Below are 18955 nucleotides of genomic sequence, written 5' to 3'. Positions count from 1 at the left end.
CACCTTTATTTTTCAGTTACTTCAATCAATAAATCACCAGAAGCGATCGCATCGCCATCTGTTACATAGACATGCGCAATTTCACCATCAAAACGAGCTTCAATTGCTGTTTCCATTTTCATTGCTTCCGTGATCATCAATGTATCGCCTTTTTTGACATGATCGCCTTTTTTGACTAATACATCTAATACAGAACCAGACATCGTTGCACCGATATGTTCACGATTTGTTGGTTCAGCTTTCACACGTGTTTGTACAGTACTGATGATCGAATGGTCGTTCACTGTGATTTCACGACGTTGCCCATTCAAATTAAAGAATAAGACACGATTTCCTTCAATATCTGGTTCACCGATTTCATCCAAGCGAATAATCAAAATCTTGCCTTTTTCAATTTGAACATTCACCGTTTCTCCTAAGCGAATCCCTTGGAAGAATGTTGGTGTATCAAGTAATGTCACATCACCAAATTGATTATAGGCTGCTTGATAATCTAGAAAGACTTGCGGATACATCAAATAGCTCAGCACTTCTTCTTGTTTAGGTTCATAGCCGATTTTTTCAGCTAATTCTGCTTTGACTTGTTGGAAATCAACTGGTTTAGCTAAAGCTCCAGGACGTTCAGTAATCGCTTCTCGTCCTTTAAGGATGATCTTTTGTAATTTTTCCGGGAATCCTCCAACCGGTTGTCCTAGCTCTCCTTGGAAGAAAGTAATGACAGATTCAGGGAAACTCAGTGTTTCACCTTTTTCATAGATATCTTCCTCCGTTAAATCATTTTGAACCATGAACAAGGCCATGTCTCCTACAACTTTTGATGAAGGGGTAACTTTCACGATATCACCAAACATCAGGTTCACTGTATGGTACATCTGTTTGATGTCATCCCATTTATTTCCTAAACCAACTGCTTTGGCTTGTTGTTGGAGATTAGAGTATTGTCCACCAGGCATTTCATGCATATATACTTCTGTTTCTGGTGCATTCAAACCGTTCTCAAATGGTTTGTAATACATACGGACATCTTCCCAGTAATGATTCAATTGTTGTGCATTTTGAATATTGATCTCTGGCAACCGTGGACCGTTGACCAAAGCATAATACAAACTGCTCATACTTGGTTGACTTGTATTCCCACTCATCGCACTCATCGCCACATCAACGATATCTACCCCAGCCTTCGAAGCTGCAGAATAGGTAATGATTCCATTTCCACTCGTATCATGTGTATGAAGGTGGATTGGCAGATCAGTAGTCTCTTTTAATTCACTGATCAAGCGATAAGCAGCTTGTGGTTTCAGCAAGCCAGCCATATCTTTGATCGCAATGATATGCGCCCCAAGTTGTTCTAGTTCTTTCGCCATGTCCTTGTAATATTGGACATTATATTTTGCACGACTAGGATCATTGATATCTCCGGTATAGCAGATCGCAGCTTCTGCAATCTTACCTGTGTCTCGAACCGCTTGGATACTTTTTTCCATTTGCGGTACCCAGTTCAAACTGTCAAAGATTCGAAACACATCAATTCCTTGAGCCGCTGCTTCTTTCACAAATTCTACTAAGACGTTATCCGGATAATTGGAATAACCGACTGCATTTGAACCTCTGAACAACATTTGTAACAGCGTATTTGGCATCAATGCTCGGATCTTTCTTAATCTTTGCCAAGGATCTTCATTCAAGAAGCGATAAGCGACGTCAAAGGTTGCTCCTCCCCACATCTCACTTGAGAATAGTTCAGGTAATCCTTCACCGGTCAATTGAGCAATCTCTTTAAAGTCTTTCGTACGAACACGAGTTGCTAATAAACTTTGATGAGCATCTCTAAATGTCGTATCAGTCAATAACAAGTTTTCTTGCGATTTGATCCATTGGACTAACGCATCCGAACCATCAGAATCTAAAACATTTTTTGCTGTCAGATAATCTGGGCGTTTAATCAAATCTTTCGGTACCCGAGGAGATTCATAAAATGGTTTTTCACCATTTTTGATTCCTGGGAAGCCATTCACGGTAATTTCACCGATGTATTTCATTGTTTTATTCCCACGGTCGCGTAAACGAGGGAACTCAAACAATTCTTTTGTATTATCGATAAATGTCGTTTTAGCATTTCCTGATTGAAATTCAGGATGGGAAATCACATTCAACATAAATGGGATATTGGTTTTGACTCCACGAATCCGAAATTCTTTTAAGCAACGTTCCATTTTTTGGATTGCCGTATCAAAATCTGCCGCATGTGTACAAACTTTGACTAAAAGTGAATCAAAGTATGGGGTAACCACATATCCTGCATAAGCATTACCGACATCTAAACGCACTCCGAAACCACCAGGTGAACGGTAAGTATCGATTTTCCCTGTATCAGGAAGAAAATGATTCAACGGGTCTTCTGTAGTGATCCGACATTGAATCGCAGAACCATTTAGTTTGATATCTGCTTGTTGCGGCAGACCAATTTCACTGTGTAAATCTTTCCCTTGGGCAATCAATAATTGAGTAGTCACGATGTCCACATCGGTAATCATCTCTGTAATCGTATGTTCCACTTGGACTCGAGGGTTGACTTCGATAAAATAAAAGTCATTTCCTTCAACTAAAAATTCAACCGTCCCAGCATTGACATAACCAACGTGTTTCATTAATTGAACGGCTGCTTGACAGATGCGTTCGCGTTGTTCAGTGGACATGGAGACACAAGGGGCTACCTCTACTACCTTTTGGTGACGTCTTTGTACAGAGCAGTCTCTTTCAAATAAATGGATCACATTTCCATGTTTATCGCCCAAAATTTGGACTTCGATGTGTTTAGGATTTGCAATATATTTTTCAACATACACTTCATCGCTGCCAAAAGCCGCTTTTGCTTCACTTTTCGCACGATCATAGCCTTCTCGAGCGCTTTTTTCATCATGGGCGACACGCATGCCTCGTCCCCCACCACCTAGAGCGGCTTTAATCATGATCGGATAACCGTACGTTTCAGCAAAAGACAAAGCATCTTCGACCTTTTCAATCGGTCCATCAGTCCCAGGAATCGAAGCAATTCCAGCTGCGATAGCTGCTGCTTTTGCTTTGATCTTGTCACCAAAGATATCCAAATGATGTAAGTCTGGTCCTACAAAAGTGATGCCTTCTTCCTTGCATCGTTTTGCAAAACTTAGATTTTCAGATAACAACCCATAGCCTGGATGGATCGCATCCGCTCCACAGGCTTTCGCAATGGCAATAATCCCTTCAATATCTAAGTAAGCGTCAATCGGTTTTTTCCCTTCGCCAACTAGATATGCTTCATCTGCTTTAAACCGGTGCACGGAATACTCATCTTCTTTTGCGTAGATACCTACAGTTTTAATTCCTAATTCTGTACATGCTCGAAACACTCGTACAGCAATTTCTCCTCTGTTAGCAACTAAAACTTTTTCCATCAAACCACTCCTACATCTTTTTAGTATAAACCTAAACTTTTTCTTTTTTCATCTGCACTGATATTCAAGACGAAGCCAACACAAATGGATAACATCAATAAACTAGATCCTCCCTGACTCAAAAATGGGAAAGTGATCCCAGTTAACGGAATAACGCCGGTAATCCCTCCCAAATTGATAAATATTTGGATCATAAACATGGCACCAATCCCAATACATAATAGAGAATTAAATGGATCTTTTGAGCGAATCCCCACCAAAAAGATCCGAACAATCATGAAAAACAGTAAAGCAAGAATCAAGATCCCCATGATCACGCCTAACTCTTCTACCACAATGGCATAAATAAAGTCCGTCTGCGCTTCATTTAAAAATCCTTTTTTCTGGATACTATTTCCAAGACCTCGACCAAAAAGACCTCCATTGAACATCGCATAATAACCATTAGCTAATTGATGACCTTTGTTCAACTCATCAGAAAAAGGATTTTGATAAATGGCAAATCGGTTATAGATATATTGTAAACGTCCGGGAAATATTTTCCCGTGGGTGATATTGATCAACCAGATTGCTAAAGCACTCAAGCCAACCCCACCGACCCCAACGATCAACGTATAAACGTAGTTGATACCACTAGCCAAAAGTAAGACTAAGATAATTAAAAAAATGACAGTTGCATTACCAAAATCGGGTAAAATAGCAACTAGCGCTGTTAGTGCCAACACTAACAGTAACGGTCTTTTAACAGTAGAAACAAAATCTTTTTGAACGCTTCTTTGTCTTTTAGATAACGTTAATGCTAAGTACCAAATCACAATGATCTTTAAGTATTCAGCTGGCTGGAGAGAGAATCCAGCGATTTGAAGCCATCCTTTCGCTCCATTGATTTCTTTCCCGAAGAATAAAACGATCAATAGCAAGATCGTCAGTACAGCAATAGCTGCCATAATCAGTCGTTGATTTTTTAATACGGATGTTTTCATTTTATATAAAAGTCCAATAGCTACTAAGCTAACGCCCCAAAACAAACTTTGGTTAAAAAAAGAGGCGGAAGGACTGCTTCCATTTTCTAGCAATAAATAAGATGATGAACTATAGACCATGATTAAACCTAAAATACATAGAATCAAGTAAGGAATCAAAATACTATAGTTTAATAAATGCCTTTTTTTTACTTTCTTAGGCAAGTTTACTCCTCCTTGCCAATTTCTTTTTTATCGTAATTTTCTTGGTAAACCTCACTATATAATCGGTTCAGTTCACGCTCTAGCTCACTCAGCAACAATTGACCTTCCGTTTTATCGATGATGCCTACACGAACGGCAAATCCGACTTGTTGTGAGAAGCCATACATTTGCGTATCTACTACTTCTTCAAATGCCTTACATTGTGAGATACACAGGCTATTTTTTTGATTTTTGATCAAGCGTTTGATTCGTTCTGATTCATCTTTAAGCACTTGAACTGCAAATTCATTTGATAGAGAATCCATCTAAGCCTACCCCCATTCTAAGTTTATTTATTATAACATACTTAAAATTCTAACGGGGAAAAATCCCAGTTTTCGCTCAGGGATTTTCTTCTTTTTTTACTATTTGCTAGCCTATCATGAGCAAAAACAATAGATGCACTAATTTTACAAACGATACACTACTTAACTAGAAAGTATCAGTGCTAAAAAAGCGTCCCCGTATTTGTCTAACTTGCTTTGTCCTACCCCTTTTATCTGCAATAAAGAAAGTCGATCTTTTGGACGTTGTCGACTCATTTCTTTTAAAGTCGCATCTGAAAACACCACATAAGGCGGCACGCCTGCTTCAGAAGCTAAGTCAGTTCGTAACTCTCTTAGCGTTTCAAATAAGGTGTCAGCTTCTTCATCAGAAAGTTGTTGGACTTTTTCAGCTTCTTTTTTAAATACTTTTTGTTTCCCTTTTAACACTTCGATTCCTAGTTCCGTTACTTTCAACGTGGGGTATTCACCGTTCATTGAATACAGATAACCACCAGAAATAAGATACTCGATCAACTGAAGAATATCTTTTTGTGCCCATTTTTTTAATAAGCCATAAGTTGATAACGCTTGAAAACCTAGCATCTTGACTTTTTGTTCTTTCGAACCAGCTAATACCTTCATCAACAATTGTTTCCCATAATTTTCACCCATGCGTTTCAAGCAAGACAACACCATCTGTGTTTCAGTCGTTACATCGACTAGTTCACGTTCATCTAAACAGTTACCACATCTTCCACATGGGATACTTTTTTCGCCAAAATAAGTAAGAATATATTGTTGCAGACAGGATTCGATGTAGACGTATTCCGTCATTGCTTTTAATTTTTCGTATTCTTTTTGTTTTTGTGACTCTTCTCGTTGGGATTGTTGGATAAAAAATTTTTGGACCTGGATATCTTGGGGAGCAAACAACAAGACAGCCTCACTTAAGAGCCCATCACGACCTGCTCTTCCCGCCTCCTGATAGTAAGCTTCTAAAGAACCAGGAATCTGATAATGAATGACGAAGCGGATGTTACTCTTATTGATCCCCATGCCAAAAGCATTCGTTGCAACTAATAATTCTGTACGGTCATATAAAAAGTCTTCTTGGATTTCTGTTCGTTGGCTTTCACTCATCCCACCATGATATCTGCCAACACTGAAATCAAATTTCTTTAACAAATGATAGATTCGATCAACTTCTTTGCGGGTAGCGGCATAAATGATCCCTGATTGCTTTTTATTGATACGTAGATACTCAATTAAGTACTGCTCTTTTTTTTGATCTTTTACTACTTGTAAACGTAGATTTTCTCGTGCAAAACCCGTTTGAATATGATTATCCATTGGTATCTTTAAAAGTCTTTTAATATCTTCCGCTACTTGCTTTGTTGCAGTAGCAGTCAATGCCACAATGACCGGTCGTTGATCAAACGTGTTTAATGTTTCTGCCATATGAAGATAGCTTGGACGAAAATCATGTCCCCATTGTGAGATACAATGCGCTTCATCAATCGCTATCAGTTGCACGTGCCAACGTTTCATTGATTGGATAAAATCTGGCATGATAAACCGTTCTGGCGCAACATATAATAATTGGATTTGTTGCTGTTCGAGTAATCGAAACCGAGAAGCAGTCTCATAACTATCCAATGAACTATTGATAAATGTCGCTGAAATGCCTAACTGATTGGCAGCATCTACTTGATCTTTCATCAGAGAGATCAAAGGAGAAATGACCACAGTCAAGCCATCCAGCATTAAGGCTGGCAATTGATAACAAATGGACTTCCCACTTCCTGTAGGCATGATCCCTAGGACGTCTTCATGACCAAGTACCTTTTGGATAATTTCTTTTTGTCCAGGGCGAAATACTTCATAACCAAAGTATTGTTTTAATATATCATTCATTTTATCCCTACTTTTTAGTTGATTTAAGAGGTTGTGAAAAGAGCGCTTTGACCTGAGCGTTAAGGATGAAAATCTTGAAACAGCTCCCCATGTTTTGAGATTTTTTGACTTATCGCCGAGGGTCAGCTCTTTGAACACCGTGAATAAGGTTGTGAAAGAAGCGATCAGCTCCGAGCGAATAAGAGAGGATTTTTTAAAATAGCTTCTCATATTTTAGAAAATCATCGCTTATTGCTGAGGAGTTGCTTCTTGAACACCGTGAATAAGAGGTTGTGAAAGCATCGGGAAGCTCCGATGACAATAAGAAAGAATTTTTTAAAACAGCTTCTCATGTTTTGAAAAATTCAGGCTTATTTCAAGGAGCTGATGCTTGAACACCATGAATAAGAGGTTGTGAAAAGGGCGCTTTGACCTGAGCGCTCACCAAGTAAAAACTGCGCCGAGTAATCGCAGGAGCATTAAGGATGATAATCTCGAAACAGCTCCCCATGTTTTACGAAACTCAGCTTTATGTCAAAAAACTGCCGCTCGTCCACGGTTTAGTTGTTTTTTATTTATAAAAAGCCTAGAGCAACCTTTTATTATTGACCCTTCTATCGCCCCACTATAACTATAATACGTCAATTATATTTTACTTCTCCAAGCAATCAAGTACAACATGCTTTTTGTGAAACTTCCGCTTTTCGTGAAACAAAAACCGAAGTAATTAAAGATTTTAAAAAGACTTTTAATAAACTTTTAGCGTACTTATTGAATTTTTCTTTTAATTTTTATTAACTTCTCCACAGATAACAATTTTAGAAAAAGGAAAAACAATTCTCTCCTTTTAATTTCAAACAATTGAATACGTTCTAAAAAATTGAGAAGCAAAATTTGCCGACAGTATTTTTCTTTTCATCCACTTTAATGCTGATTTACCAGTCATCTGAACAAAAAATAAACCGAAGATGCCCGAAAATAGTTACTCCTATTTTTGGACTTCTTCGGTTTATTTCTCAAAGCTAAACATCACTGTATCAACAAGTTGAACAGATGATTATTTTTTCTTTTTAGAAGCTTTTTCACGTGCATTTTTGTTTAAGATTTGTTTTCTTAAACGGATACTTTCCGGTGTTACTTCACAATATTCATCGTCATTCAAGAATTCTAACGATTCTTCTAACGTCAATTGTTTTGGTTTTTTAATAACAGATGTTTGGTCCTTTGTAGCAGAACGAACGTTAGTCATTTGTTTTGCCTTCGTGATGTTAACAGTCAAGTCATTGTCACGGCTATTTTCGCCAATGATCATGCCTTCATAAACTTCTGTACCTGGTTCAACAAAAACAGTTCCACGTTCTTCGATACTCATGATTGAATAAGTTGTTGCTTTTCCAGTATCAATCGATACTAACGCACCTTGGTGTCGTCCACCAATTTGACCTGGTAACATTGGTAGGTATTGATCAAATGTGTGGTTCATGATGCCGTAGCCGCGAGTCATTGAAAGAAATTCAGTTGAATAACCGATCAAGCCACGAGCTGGTGTTAAAAATGTTAGACGGATTTGTCCATTACCAGTATGGATCATGTCTTGCATTTCGCCTTTACGTAAGCTCAATGATTCGATTACGCTACCCATATATTCTTCAGGTGTGTCGATTTGAACACGTTCAAAAGGTTCACATTTCACGCCATCAATTTCTTTTTCGATAACTTCAGGACGCGATACTTGTAGTTCATAACCTTCACGACGCATGTTTTCGATCAGGATTGACAAATGAAGTTCTCCACGACCAGAAACAGTCCAAGCATCTGGAGAATTTGTTGGTTCAACACGCAATGAAACATCCGTTTGCAACTCAGCCATCAAGCGTTCTTCAATTTTACGAGCAGTGACATATTTTCCTTCACGGCCAGCAAATGGTGAATTATTCACCAAGAAAGTCATTTGCAGTGTTGGTTCGTCAATGTGTAGAATTGGCAGAGCATCTTGGTGGTCCACAGGTGTCACTGTTTCCCCAACGAAAATATCTTCCATTCCTGATACGGCAATTAGATCTCCAGCTTTTGCTTCGTCAATTTCTAAACGTTTCAAGCCGAAGAAACCAAATAATTTAGTTACACGGAATTTTTTAACTGAACCGTCTAATTTTAGTAAGGCAACTTGGTCCCCTACTTTGATCGTTCCACGGAAGACACGACCAATCCCGATACGTCCAACATAGTCGTTATAATCAAGCAATGATACTTGGAATTGTAATGGTTCATCGCTATTGTCTACTGGCGCAGGGATTTTTTCAACAATTGTATCAAAGATCGGTGCCATTGTTGGTTCTTGATCAGCTGGATCATCAGACAAGCTAGATGTTCCGTTTAATGCTGAAGCATAGATAACTGGGAAATCTAATTGATCATCATCTGCACCTAGTTCAATAAATAATTCTAATACTTCATCAACAACAAACTCAGGTCGTGCAGAAGGCTTATCAATTTTATTCACAACTACGATCGGTGTAATATGTTGTTCTAGCGCTTTTTTCAAAACAAAACGAGTTTGTGGCATCGTTCCTTCATAAGCATCAACTACTAAGACAACGCCGTCAACCATTTTCATGATTCGTTCAACTTCGCCACCAAAGTCCGCATGCCCAGGTGTATCCATGATATTGACACGAATCCCTTTATAATCAACTGCGGTATTTTTTGCTAAAATCGTGATTCCACGTTCTTTTTCTAAAGCATTTGAATCCATCGCACGTTCTTGTAATTGTGTGTGTGCGTCTAATGTATCTGATTGTTTCAATAATTCATCAACCAATGTGGTTTTTCCGTGGTCAACGTGGGCGATGATCGCTACGTTACGGATATCATTTCTATAGTTCAATGTAACTAACTCCTTCTCGGTTCTTTATGACAGTGCAATTTTACTCGACTGTTTATTATAGCAAACTTTTTTCATGAAATATAGTAAAATGTTTTCATTTTTTCGAGAAAATTAATATTTTAGCCATATTTTTCTTAATTATGCGGTTTTTTTTACTTATTTAGCGAATCAGCCGCAACAATAAGTGCCCGAATTTCATCATAGGCTTGAGGTGTAGCCGCAATATAATATTCTCTTCCTTGAAATTTTAGCTTTTCTCCTGAGATACCGCTATATTTCAGTCCAAATTCAGCGAGTAAAATATTCCCTGCGCCATAGTCCCACGGGCTCAAATTTGCAATATAACCAATATGTTTCCCTTTTAAAAGTGCAATCATTTCTAGTCCTGCACATCCATAAATACGAACACCCATACTTTGTTCACCAATCGTTCGGACATTCCACCGATTATGACTAAAAAGATAACCGTTCAAACCAATAAGTCCATCTTTTAAACGAAGGTCTTCTGGCTTAGTTAACGGATGGTCATTCATATAAACACCTAAATCTTTTCCACCCCAATACAGCGCTTCTTTCATCACGTCATAAATAAAACCAAGTTGTCCAACACCATCTTGATAAACGCCTAACATAATACAAAAATTCTCTTGTTCAAGTACGAAGTTCATGGTTCCATCAATTGGATCAATAACAAATACTTGCCCTTCAAAGCTTTCTAACTCACTGTAACCTTCTTCTTCTGCGAGAATCTTTGCTTCTGGATTATACGCCTGAATCTTTTCAATCAAAAAAGCTTGGACTTCACGATCCATATTGGTAACCAGATCTTTTCGATTGGTTTTTTGATCAACTTTAAGCGTCTTGATTTGTACCGCACGAATTTTCTCAGCTGCTTCTTTAAGCCAAATTTTGATCTGATGGATCAGTTCTTGTTTATTCATGTTCTCACCCATTCATTTTTAGGATTTTTTTCTGATTCTTTTTTGCTGCTTGAACTGTTCGATACAATGAATAACCTGATACTTTTTCAAATTCTTTTCCTAATTTTTTTTCTTCTCCAATAGATGGAATAACCGTTTTGAATTGTTGGTATGATTTTAAAAATCGAGCATTATCGATGCCCTTTTCATTCGCTAACTCTAAATCCTCCCACATCTTCATCACAATGACCATTTCTTCGGTGGTCCAATCTAAATCAAGCGGGTATTGATAATCTTGCATACTTCATTCTCCTATTTCCTATAGTCAAAATCAGTGTATCATAAGAATAAGTACATAACCAAATAGTTTCGATTTTCTAGTTTACATAATTAATTTATAGTTGAATAACTATGTTTTTATCGCTAGCTAAGAAAAATAAGTAATAGTCTATAAAAATTCACACGTTCATACAAAGAACCGTCACTAACAAAATAGAGAAAATAAATTCTGTCGGTGACGTAGGTTTATTTATTAAAATAAGAGAAAAAGATCTAACATTTTTACTTTTCCTAAGGGATTTCATATAAAACTAACGTCCTTCATGTTCAGGTATGTTTAACGAGCTCATAGACGCTTCATTAGCAAAACTATGATTTATCCGATATTGTTCATTTATTTTAGTGGCAGTGTATGTTTCATCTTTTGAAATTAATTTAAACATCCCCTTCTGTAGCTCAGCAAATTTAGAATTCCCTTCATTTTCTAAAAAAATCTTATAGAACCAATTTTGAGAGGATAAAGACGAATTTTTAATATAATGACAATGTGGCAATGCTTTGACAACAACTTCAATAAGTACTTCTGCATCGACCTTAGGCCTATATGATTCATTATCCTTTCTACTTAAATAATGAAGTAAGGTGCTTTTAACATCTCGTTTAGTAATGATATTTCCTCCATTAACAGCTAGTTCATTGTATTTTTGAATCGTTTTGTTTAGTTCAAAATTTATTATATTATCGCTAAGTATCTCTTCTGATGATATAGTACTTGGAATCTCTGCTGCATTAATATACATCGTAAATTCAGACGAAGAAACATATTTTTCTAAATTTTCAGAAAAACTCTCCAAACTTATTGGATTTTCTAAAATTGCTTTGGGTAAAATTTCACTGAACTGAGATTGTTCAGAAATTCCTATTTTATTCATAATAATGCTTATTTCCCTATTGGCCTCTTCACTGAGAGGAACAACTTTACCAAACTCTGAATGTTCACTCAAAATTTTTTCAACGATACAATGATAGCTTGATTTTTCTAATAGCTCTGGTAAATAATCGTTTAATTTTTCCCATGGAAATTTTAGCTTTTCTTCTAATATTTGTTTCATACTTTTGGTACTAATCTTATTTGAATGTGCAAAAGTTTGAAGATCTTTGTCTGGCCTAAGTAAAAAAGATTTTGTTAGTTTATTATCTTCTTTATTCATCTGTTGACTACCTCCTACAAAATATTAATAATTGCTATCTATTTAGTTCTACATTAAGTATAGACTGAGAGATGCTCCGAGTATCAATTACATTTATTTTCTTATTATGAGATAAACCTTTATGTATCGCGTTCAATCGCTTTACTTCTATTCTTTTTTTTTCTCTTTGTTCGAATGCTTCTTTTTCTCTGCGATTATTTTCGCCTATTAGACGACTAAAATCAGGGAATGTCGTTTCTACAATATCATTCCCATTTTTATAATAATTGGCAATAATTTCCATTCTAGATTCTTTTTGGCATTCTATAAACAACGCACTGATGACACTTTTTCTAAAACCTTCATTTGCACATAATAATTCACTGCGTTGGAACCCTTTTCCTTCTCTTTTTAGCGCATCTAATAAAGAAGGACCTTCGATTTTATATTTTTCAAATATAATATTTTCAATTTCAGCATACCTCAATGGTTCTCTCTCAAATAAATCTGTTAAATGAACATAATAATTGTATGCACTTTTCTCAAATATACGTTGGATTGTTCGATAGTCATTATGTCGATTCACATTGCCAACATTTGGATTTACATGAATTTTTTGTATTTGAGTAAACTTCATCTTTTTACCCCATTTCTTTTTTTACATAACTCTCTAACGTCCCTCTCAATACTTTTTACTTTTATATCATTTTTTATTTGTGGTTTGTAGAGCATCGCTCATATGATTGATTTGAATTTTCTGTGTTGTAACCGAGATCTTATCATTCAAACTAGATAAGTGCGTGTGCAAATTGTTTTGATGTTTTCTCTTTTTTCTCCAATTTTCATATTCTATCACCGTAGTCTAAAATTATTGCCAATTAAGCTAGATAAGTTCATTAACTTTTTTATAAAAAAAGCTTATCATGAAATCGATTACAAGGAGGATCCTTTTATTTTTTTTTTTGAAAATTATGTTCATATTACAACACTGTATACGAAAAATTTTTAGTATAATGGAGTGTTGTAGGTTATTATGCGGAATTTTTTATAGCACTATTCAACAGCAAATGAAGTCGTGGATCATTTACTTTCCCCATGAATTTCAGCTTATTGTTCCCACAAAGAGATACCAACTAACTATGATTGAGAAAACCCTACTTTTTCCTAGTTACTACAAGAAATGCTGAAAGAACATACTTTAATGTGAAGCAAAAAACATCAAAACTAGTTGAAGTTACTAATTTTGATGTTTATTAGAAATCTTATTAGATTTGATAAAGAACTAAGAGCTATAATTATCTCGATTTCTCTTCTGTTTTTACACGTTGTTCTTCTGTATGAGATGCTACGAAACCCTTCTGCAAACGTTCTCTTATTGCCATTAAATCATGTTTTTCTTCTTTATCACAAAGTGTTTGACTAATATATTGACCAGTAATTTCAGCATTTTTATGCCCATTTTGATGGTATTTCTCATTCAATTGAATGAACGCCTGTTGTCTACATTCCTTCATTAATCTTGCTATCATAAAATCTCAAATATTTTTCAATGGCGGATAAAATAATTCGCTGAAAGCAAGCCCTTTTCCTTCTCGCTTTAACAAAAGCAATAAAGAAATACCTTTAATTTCGTATTTATCCATAATGGTCTTTTCAATTTCAAAATACGCTAACGGATTTTTTTCAAAGAGATCTGATAGATGGTTGAAATAGTTCATTTGATTCTTTTTGATAATTTTCATAATATCGTTCCGTTGTGGAAGACGATTGATATCGTCTATATTAGGAGGTACCTGAGTGCCTTCTTCTCTTTGACTCATCATTTCCGACCTTTCTTTTTATTATATTTGACTTGATTCATTTTTATTGAATCTTTTTCTAACGAATAAATTCAAGTCATTATTATTGGCAATAAATCTCCATTCATTATTTTGGCTGCTGTATCTTTAGTATGTTCCGTTAATAAATAAGTTTACTGTTTTTGTAAGATTCTGTTCAACAGCACTTGCTCAGATCATTTTATTCAATTATCAGAAACACTACCACTTATGTACAAACGTCTATACATCCACTCTCAGGCATTTCACTTATTTTCCATAATCAATTCCTTTTTAATACATTTATTGTTTCTCTATTTTAACATCGAATGTTCTAACAAATAATTCACTTTTTCTTCTTTTTAGAAAAAAATGTTCGATCAAAATCAAATTCTTGGTCTTTTTCTGAATAATTTTTTGTTTGTTTTATTTTTTTCTAAGGTTTATTCGATTTTACTAATGATTATCCTGTTAGAATTTTATTACGTCCTTCCGCCAAAAATTAAATTTGGACTCGTATCTTGGTTATGTACTATCGACTCATTATTTTCTTTCGCTGTAATTTTAGCATTTCCAATACTTGCTGAAAAAGTGTGAAGTCCTTGTGATTTCATTTCTATTTCTTTTAGTAATAGTTCATAATTTTTAGTCCAATTATGCAACGTTTTCGGAACCAAACGATAATATTCACATATTTGCTTTTTAGTCATTTCTTTATTCTTAAGTAAACGAACGCACGCTGCTTTAACTTCAGCTGGACAAGACAAATTCCCTGGCCCTAGCTCCCTATTTTTTAAATCTTCGAGAGTTGTTATTGTGTTTTTATTTCCAAGCGCCTGATCGTATCTATAATTCCATCTTCTTAAATTCCCATCAGAAATGTTCAATTTGTCACACAATTCTTTCTGCATTAATCGTTCACTTCTCCATAAAAGTACACAAGCTTCCTTAACCTTATTAGTACAATTCAGATTCTCCTCAGTTTTTTCCCTACTCCTCAACTCTTCGATAGTCGATATTATTTTATGAGTTAACTTCTCTTTTTTATCTATATGTTCTGATTCACTATTGGCTGACTGATCGGGGACAACCTCTTCATATTCAAGCAACTTTTGAAATGTATCAATTGATAATCCCAATATGTCACAAAATGTCTCTCTTGTGATAACTGATTGAATGGATTGATATAGTTGAACGTAATCCACTTTAGGATATGTTTTATTGACTTTTTTTGGTAGAGCAAGCTCAAGAGAATGCGCCGTTTGAGAAATAGGCTGTTTATCAATTTGTTTGATTGCCTGAGCCACTGGGATGTTTTTGGAACTTTTCGTACGCTTATCTTGTATTTCCTTTTCTGTAAAGTCACTTATATTGCGATTCTGAGGATCAGATTGTTCTTGATGTTCATTTGATTTCGCCTCATCAGATATTCGTATTCTTTTTGGTTCATATATATCACCTAACACTTTCACTGCTTGCTCTATCGTATAATTGCCATTTAACAGCGGATTATATAATTCGTCCCATCCTTGAAGATTAACTGATTTCTGCTCATCAAACATTTGTTTTCTTTTTGTGTGAACTGTATTGTCTGACACTTCCACTTTTTGAGCTATCGGAAATTTATCCTTTAATATAGGGTTGAATAAATTGCCCGAGTCTTGGTGAAGCAAACGATGATCTTCATTTGCCTCGTTTAAATTATTCGAACCTTTTATTTCCTCATTCTCATCACCTACATGACATCCCTCTTGAGGGATTACAATCGTGTCATTTTTCATAGAGTCACTCTCCTTTAAAGTAATTAAACATTAAGTTAGTAGATAACTACTTCCGCTAAACAATCAAATAATTGATATCGAAATGTGTCGATCCAATTGCTTTTTTATTTTTCAGAAAAAAAGGTAAAAATAAGAAAAGACATCTCGAAACCATTTAGAATGGATTTGACTGACCAAGTCATAAAAGGATTCAAGCTGTCTTATACTCAACTTATCAAAGATACCTTAAATACTCTAGACCTAACAATCTATAGCTAATAAAAAGGACAAAAAGGAATTTTTCTTCTTTCTGTCCTTTTTATTCTAAGATTTCTCTTTACCAACATTAGTTGTAAAAAACCTAATTTTGATATTTATTAGCTAACCTTATCCGGCTGGACAAAGAGCTAAAAGCGATTATCTCGATTCTCCTCTATTTTTACACTTTGTTCTTCTTTAGGATATTTTGCGAACTCCTTCTTCAGGTGTTTTCTTATCCCCACTAGATCACGTTTTTCTTCTTTATTGTCAGATGATATAAAGTATGGGTCTGTGATTTCAACAATTCTATGCCCATTTTGTTGGTATTTTTCATTCAATTGAATGAATGCCTGTTGTCTACATTCCTTCATCAATCCTTTTATCATAATCTCTCGAATATTTTTCAATGGTGGATAAAATAATTCGCTGGATGCCAAACCTTTTCCTTCCCTTTTTAACAAAACCAATAAAGAGATACCTTTAATATTCTGTTTATCCATCATTTTTTTTTCAATTTCAAAATAAATTAACGGCTTTTTTTCAAAGAGTTTTGATAGATGATTGAAATAGTTCATTTGATTCTTGTTGATGATTTTTCTAATGTCGTCCCATTGAGAATGGCACCTGACATCTTTTGTATGAGGGTCAACATAAACCCCTTCTTCTCTTTTACTCATCATTCCCGACCTTTCTTTCTAACGTATCTGACTTGATTCATTGTATATAGATTTTTTCCAAAAAATAAAATTAAGTCATTCCCGTTGACAATAGAGTTCCATTTATTATTTTTGCTGCTAAATCTTTGTTGTATTCAATATTTATAAAACAAGTTTACCGTTTTTGTGAGTTTCTGTTTAATAACAACTTAACCATAGCTTTTGTCCAGCCGCTAAAAATACTATCAGGGACTTATAAACGTTCATATAATGCAATCTAAGGAATTTGACTTCTTTTCCATAATCATATCCTTTTTTATTCATTTATTATTTATCTATTTTAACATCGAATGTTCTAACAAATAATTCACTTTTTCTTCTTTTGAGAAAAAAATGTTCGACCAAGATTAATCCATTGGTCTTGGTCAACATAATTTGTCAGTTTATTTTTATTGTATCTAACTTTCATTCTAATTTTACTTGTGATTTACTGGCTAGAATTTTATTGAATCCTTTGATTACCCAAGACTAAATTTGGACTCTTATTTTGCTCCTGGATTAACCTCGCATTATTTTCTGCTGCTGTAATTTTAGCATTCCCGACATTGGTTGAAAAAGTTTGGCGTTCTTGGGATGTTCTTTCTGAATTTTGGAGTAATCGGTCATAGTTCTTGATCCAGTTATAAACCGTTTTCGGATTCAAATGATAAATCTTACATAATTGCTTCACGGACATTTCTCGATTCTTATATAAAAGAACTAATTTTATTTTAACTTCATTCGTACAACACAGCTTTCCTGAATTTAGCTTCCTTTATTTTAATTCTGTAAGAGTTGTTATTATATTCTTCTGCTGATTTCTATGTGCTTGATTGTATTTATCCATCCAAGCTCTTAAAACCCCATCAGTGATGTTCAATTTGTCACATAATTCAGTCTTAGTCTTTGAGCAACCTCTCCATAAAAGTACACAGGTCTCCTTCACTTTATCAGTACAATCCAGATACCCATCAGTTTGTTTGCTACTTATTAATTCTTCGATAGTCGATATTGATTCACGAGTTAATTTCCCCTCTGTATACTCTTTGAGCCAATTTAGAAAGGACATATAGGGTAAATTTTTCTTATAACAAAAATAAGTGATAGAATTGTAAGAATGTTTAGAATTAAGATATAATTTAACATTTTCCAATTTGTATTCTTTCGGGAAAACTATTCTTTTATCCCTTGGATATCTTATTTCACTATTGGTTGACTCATCTGGAACAGCTTCTTTAAGCAACCCTTGAAATATATCTTCTGACAATTCCATTATGTCACAAAATGTCTCTATTTTGATGGTCGACTGAATGGATTGATACAGTTGGATATATTCTAAATAATCATTCTTAGTGTCTGATTGATTGGCTTTTTGTGGAAGAACTGGGTCAAGAGAGTGCCTCGTTTGAGGATTAAGCTGCTTATCGGTTTGTTTGGTTGTTTGACTTTCTAAGTGCTGTATATTATGTAGACCCTCAGATAAATGAGCAGTAGCTCTTTTTGGATGTCTTTCTTTGTCAAGCACCGTTTCCTGATTCTGATTCACTGGGGTGCTTTCTGAATTTTTCGTACTCTTGTCTTGTATGTTCTTTTGTGTAAAGTCACTTGTGTCCCTATCATTATGTATGCTATGCGGATTCTGGAGATGTTTTTCTTCATCAATCGAAGATTCCGAATTTTGGCCCACTACAGAGTTCATTCGATTATTTTCCAGATCAAACATATTTCCAGTTTCTATTTCTTGTCCCTCTGTTTGTCCTTTCCTCTCCTCGGCTATCCTTTGCTCTTTTGTTTCATGATTAGAAAAAAGAGTATCGGCTAATTCTAATTCTTGACGAGTCAGAGGACCCAGTTCGAACACGTAGCGTACTAGGTCTTCTTCTGGACTGGGCTTATTGACCGATTCTCTTGTCGTTTGAGGTGGGAATTGTGAATCATTTATGGTGTCTCGCTCATTAAATAAATGGTTATTTGCGCCTTTTAGCCTTTTTGGATATCCCACGTTTTCGTCTGATCTAGGGTGCACTCGCTTATTTCCTGAATCAAACATATTGACATCTTTTATTCCTTGTTCCTCTATTTGCCCTATCCTTTGCTCCTTTGGTTCAAGATTAGAAAAAAGAGTATACGCCGCTTCTAATTCTTGAATAGTTGGAGGACCTTGGTTGATTATGTGACTTACTAGCTCCTCCTCCGGACTGGACTCATTAACCAGATGATTATCTTGTCCTAGCTCACCATATGACTGTTGCCCATTTCCATTGGAACCTATTACATTCTTTGTTATGTATCGTTGTTCCGTCCATTCATTTTCCATAGTAATTTCC

The 18955-nt window shown here is 35.3% G+C and carries 15 protein-coding genes; all 15 read right to left on the bottom strand.

Going from position 1 to position 18955, the window contains the following annotated elements; translation table 11 throughout:
* Nucleotides 1–5 precede the first annotated feature (5 nt).
* Complete coding sequence (locus tag IGK81_RS05505; protein WP_010737454.1) at nt 6–3434, bottom strand: pyruvate carboxylase; 3429 nt, start codon at nt 3432–3434, stop codon at nt 6–8.
* 20 nt (nt 3435–3454) lie between these two features.
* Nucleotides 3455–4621, bottom strand: a complete 1167-nt coding sequence (locus IGK81_RS05500; protein WP_010719353.1) for an FtsW/RodA/SpoVE family cell cycle protein — start codon at nt 4619–4621, stop codon at nt 3455–3457.
* A 2-nt stretch (nt 4622–4623) separates the two neighbouring features.
* A complete protein-coding gene (locus IGK81_RS05495) occupies nt 4624–4926 on the bottom strand; it encodes a DUF1507 family protein (protein ID WP_010719354.1) in 303 nt (100 codons plus the stop codon).
* Nucleotides 4927–5088: 162 nt separating this feature from the next.
* The gene (gene recQ / locus IGK81_RS05490; RefSeq protein WP_034700685.1) at nt 5089–6840 is read right to left on the bottom strand and encodes a DNA helicase RecQ; all 1752 of its coding nucleotides are present in this window, start codon (nt 6838–6840) and stop codon (nt 5089–5091) included.
* A gap of 1036 nt (nt 6841–7876) precedes the next feature.
* On the bottom strand, nt 7877–9706 hold the full coding sequence (gene typA, locus IGK81_RS05485; protein WP_010737451.1) for a translational GTPase TypA: 1830 nt from the start codon (nt 9704–9706) through the stop codon (nt 7877–7879).
* Nucleotides 9707–9858: 152 nt separating this feature from the next.
* The gene (locus IGK81_RS05480; protein WP_034700686.1) at nt 9859–10647 is read right to left on the bottom strand and encodes an inositol monophosphatase family protein; all 789 of its coding nucleotides are present in this window, start codon (nt 10645–10647) and stop codon (nt 9859–9861) included.
* Nucleotides 10648–10651: 4 nt separating this feature from the next.
* The gene (locus IGK81_RS05475) at nt 10652–10927 is read right to left on the bottom strand and encodes a UPF0223 family protein (RefSeq protein ID WP_010719359.1); all 276 of its coding nucleotides are present in this window, start codon (nt 10925–10927) and stop codon (nt 10652–10654) included.
* A 289-nt stretch (nt 10928–11216) separates the two neighbouring features.
* Complete coding sequence (locus tag IGK81_RS05470) at nt 11217–12116, bottom strand: hypothetical protein (protein ID WP_034700687.1); 900 nt, start codon at nt 12114–12116, stop codon at nt 11217–11219.
* Nucleotides 12117–12150: 34 nt separating this feature from the next.
* A complete protein-coding gene (locus tag IGK81_RS05465) occupies nt 12151–12732 on the bottom strand; it encodes a hypothetical protein (RefSeq protein WP_034700688.1) in 582 nt (193 codons plus the stop codon).
* Nucleotides 12733–13390: 658 nt separating this feature from the next.
* Nucleotides 13391–13624, bottom strand: a complete 234-nt coding sequence (locus tag IGK81_RS05460; protein WP_034700689.1) for a hypothetical protein — start codon at nt 13622–13624, stop codon at nt 13391–13393.
* Between the two features lie 6 nt (nt 13625–13630).
* Nucleotides 13631–13918, bottom strand: coding sequence for a hypothetical protein (locus IGK81_RS05455; protein WP_034700691.1), 288 nt, complete (start codon nt 13916–13918; stop codon nt 13631–13633).
* 476 nt (nt 13919–14394) lie between these two features.
* Nucleotides 14395–15693 carry a hypothetical protein gene (locus tag IGK81_RS05450; protein ID WP_034700692.1) on the bottom strand — a complete coding sequence of 433 codons (1299 nt, stop codon included), beginning with the start codon at nt 15691–15693 and terminating at the stop codon, nt 14395–14397.
* Between the two features lie 386 nt (nt 15694–16079).
* Complete coding sequence (locus IGK81_RS05445) at nt 16080–16613, bottom strand: hypothetical protein (protein WP_412003825.1); 534 nt, start codon at nt 16611–16613, stop codon at nt 16080–16082.
* A gap of 478 nt (nt 16614–17091) precedes the next feature.
* Nucleotides 17092–17358, bottom strand: a complete 267-nt coding sequence (locus tag IGK81_RS05440; RefSeq protein WP_412003897.1) for a helix-turn-helix domain-containing protein — start codon at nt 17356–17358, stop codon at nt 17092–17094.
* A 45-nt stretch (nt 17359–17403) separates the two neighbouring features.
* The gene (locus IGK81_RS05435; RefSeq protein ID WP_412003824.1) at nt 17404–18945 is read right to left on the bottom strand and encodes a hypothetical protein; all 1542 of its coding nucleotides are present in this window, start codon (nt 18943–18945) and stop codon (nt 17404–17406) included.
* Between the last annotated feature and the right edge of the window lie 10 nt (nt 18946–18955).

The sequence above is a fragment of the Enterococcus sp. DIV0703 genome (assembly GCF_051711065.1).
GTDB classification, from domain to species: Bacteria; Bacillota; Bacilli; order Lactobacillales; family Enterococcaceae; genus Enterococcus_B; species Enterococcus_B hirae.
The sequence above is the reverse complement of the archived record's forward strand: the minus strand, read 5'-3'. Positions and strand labels throughout refer to the sequence as shown.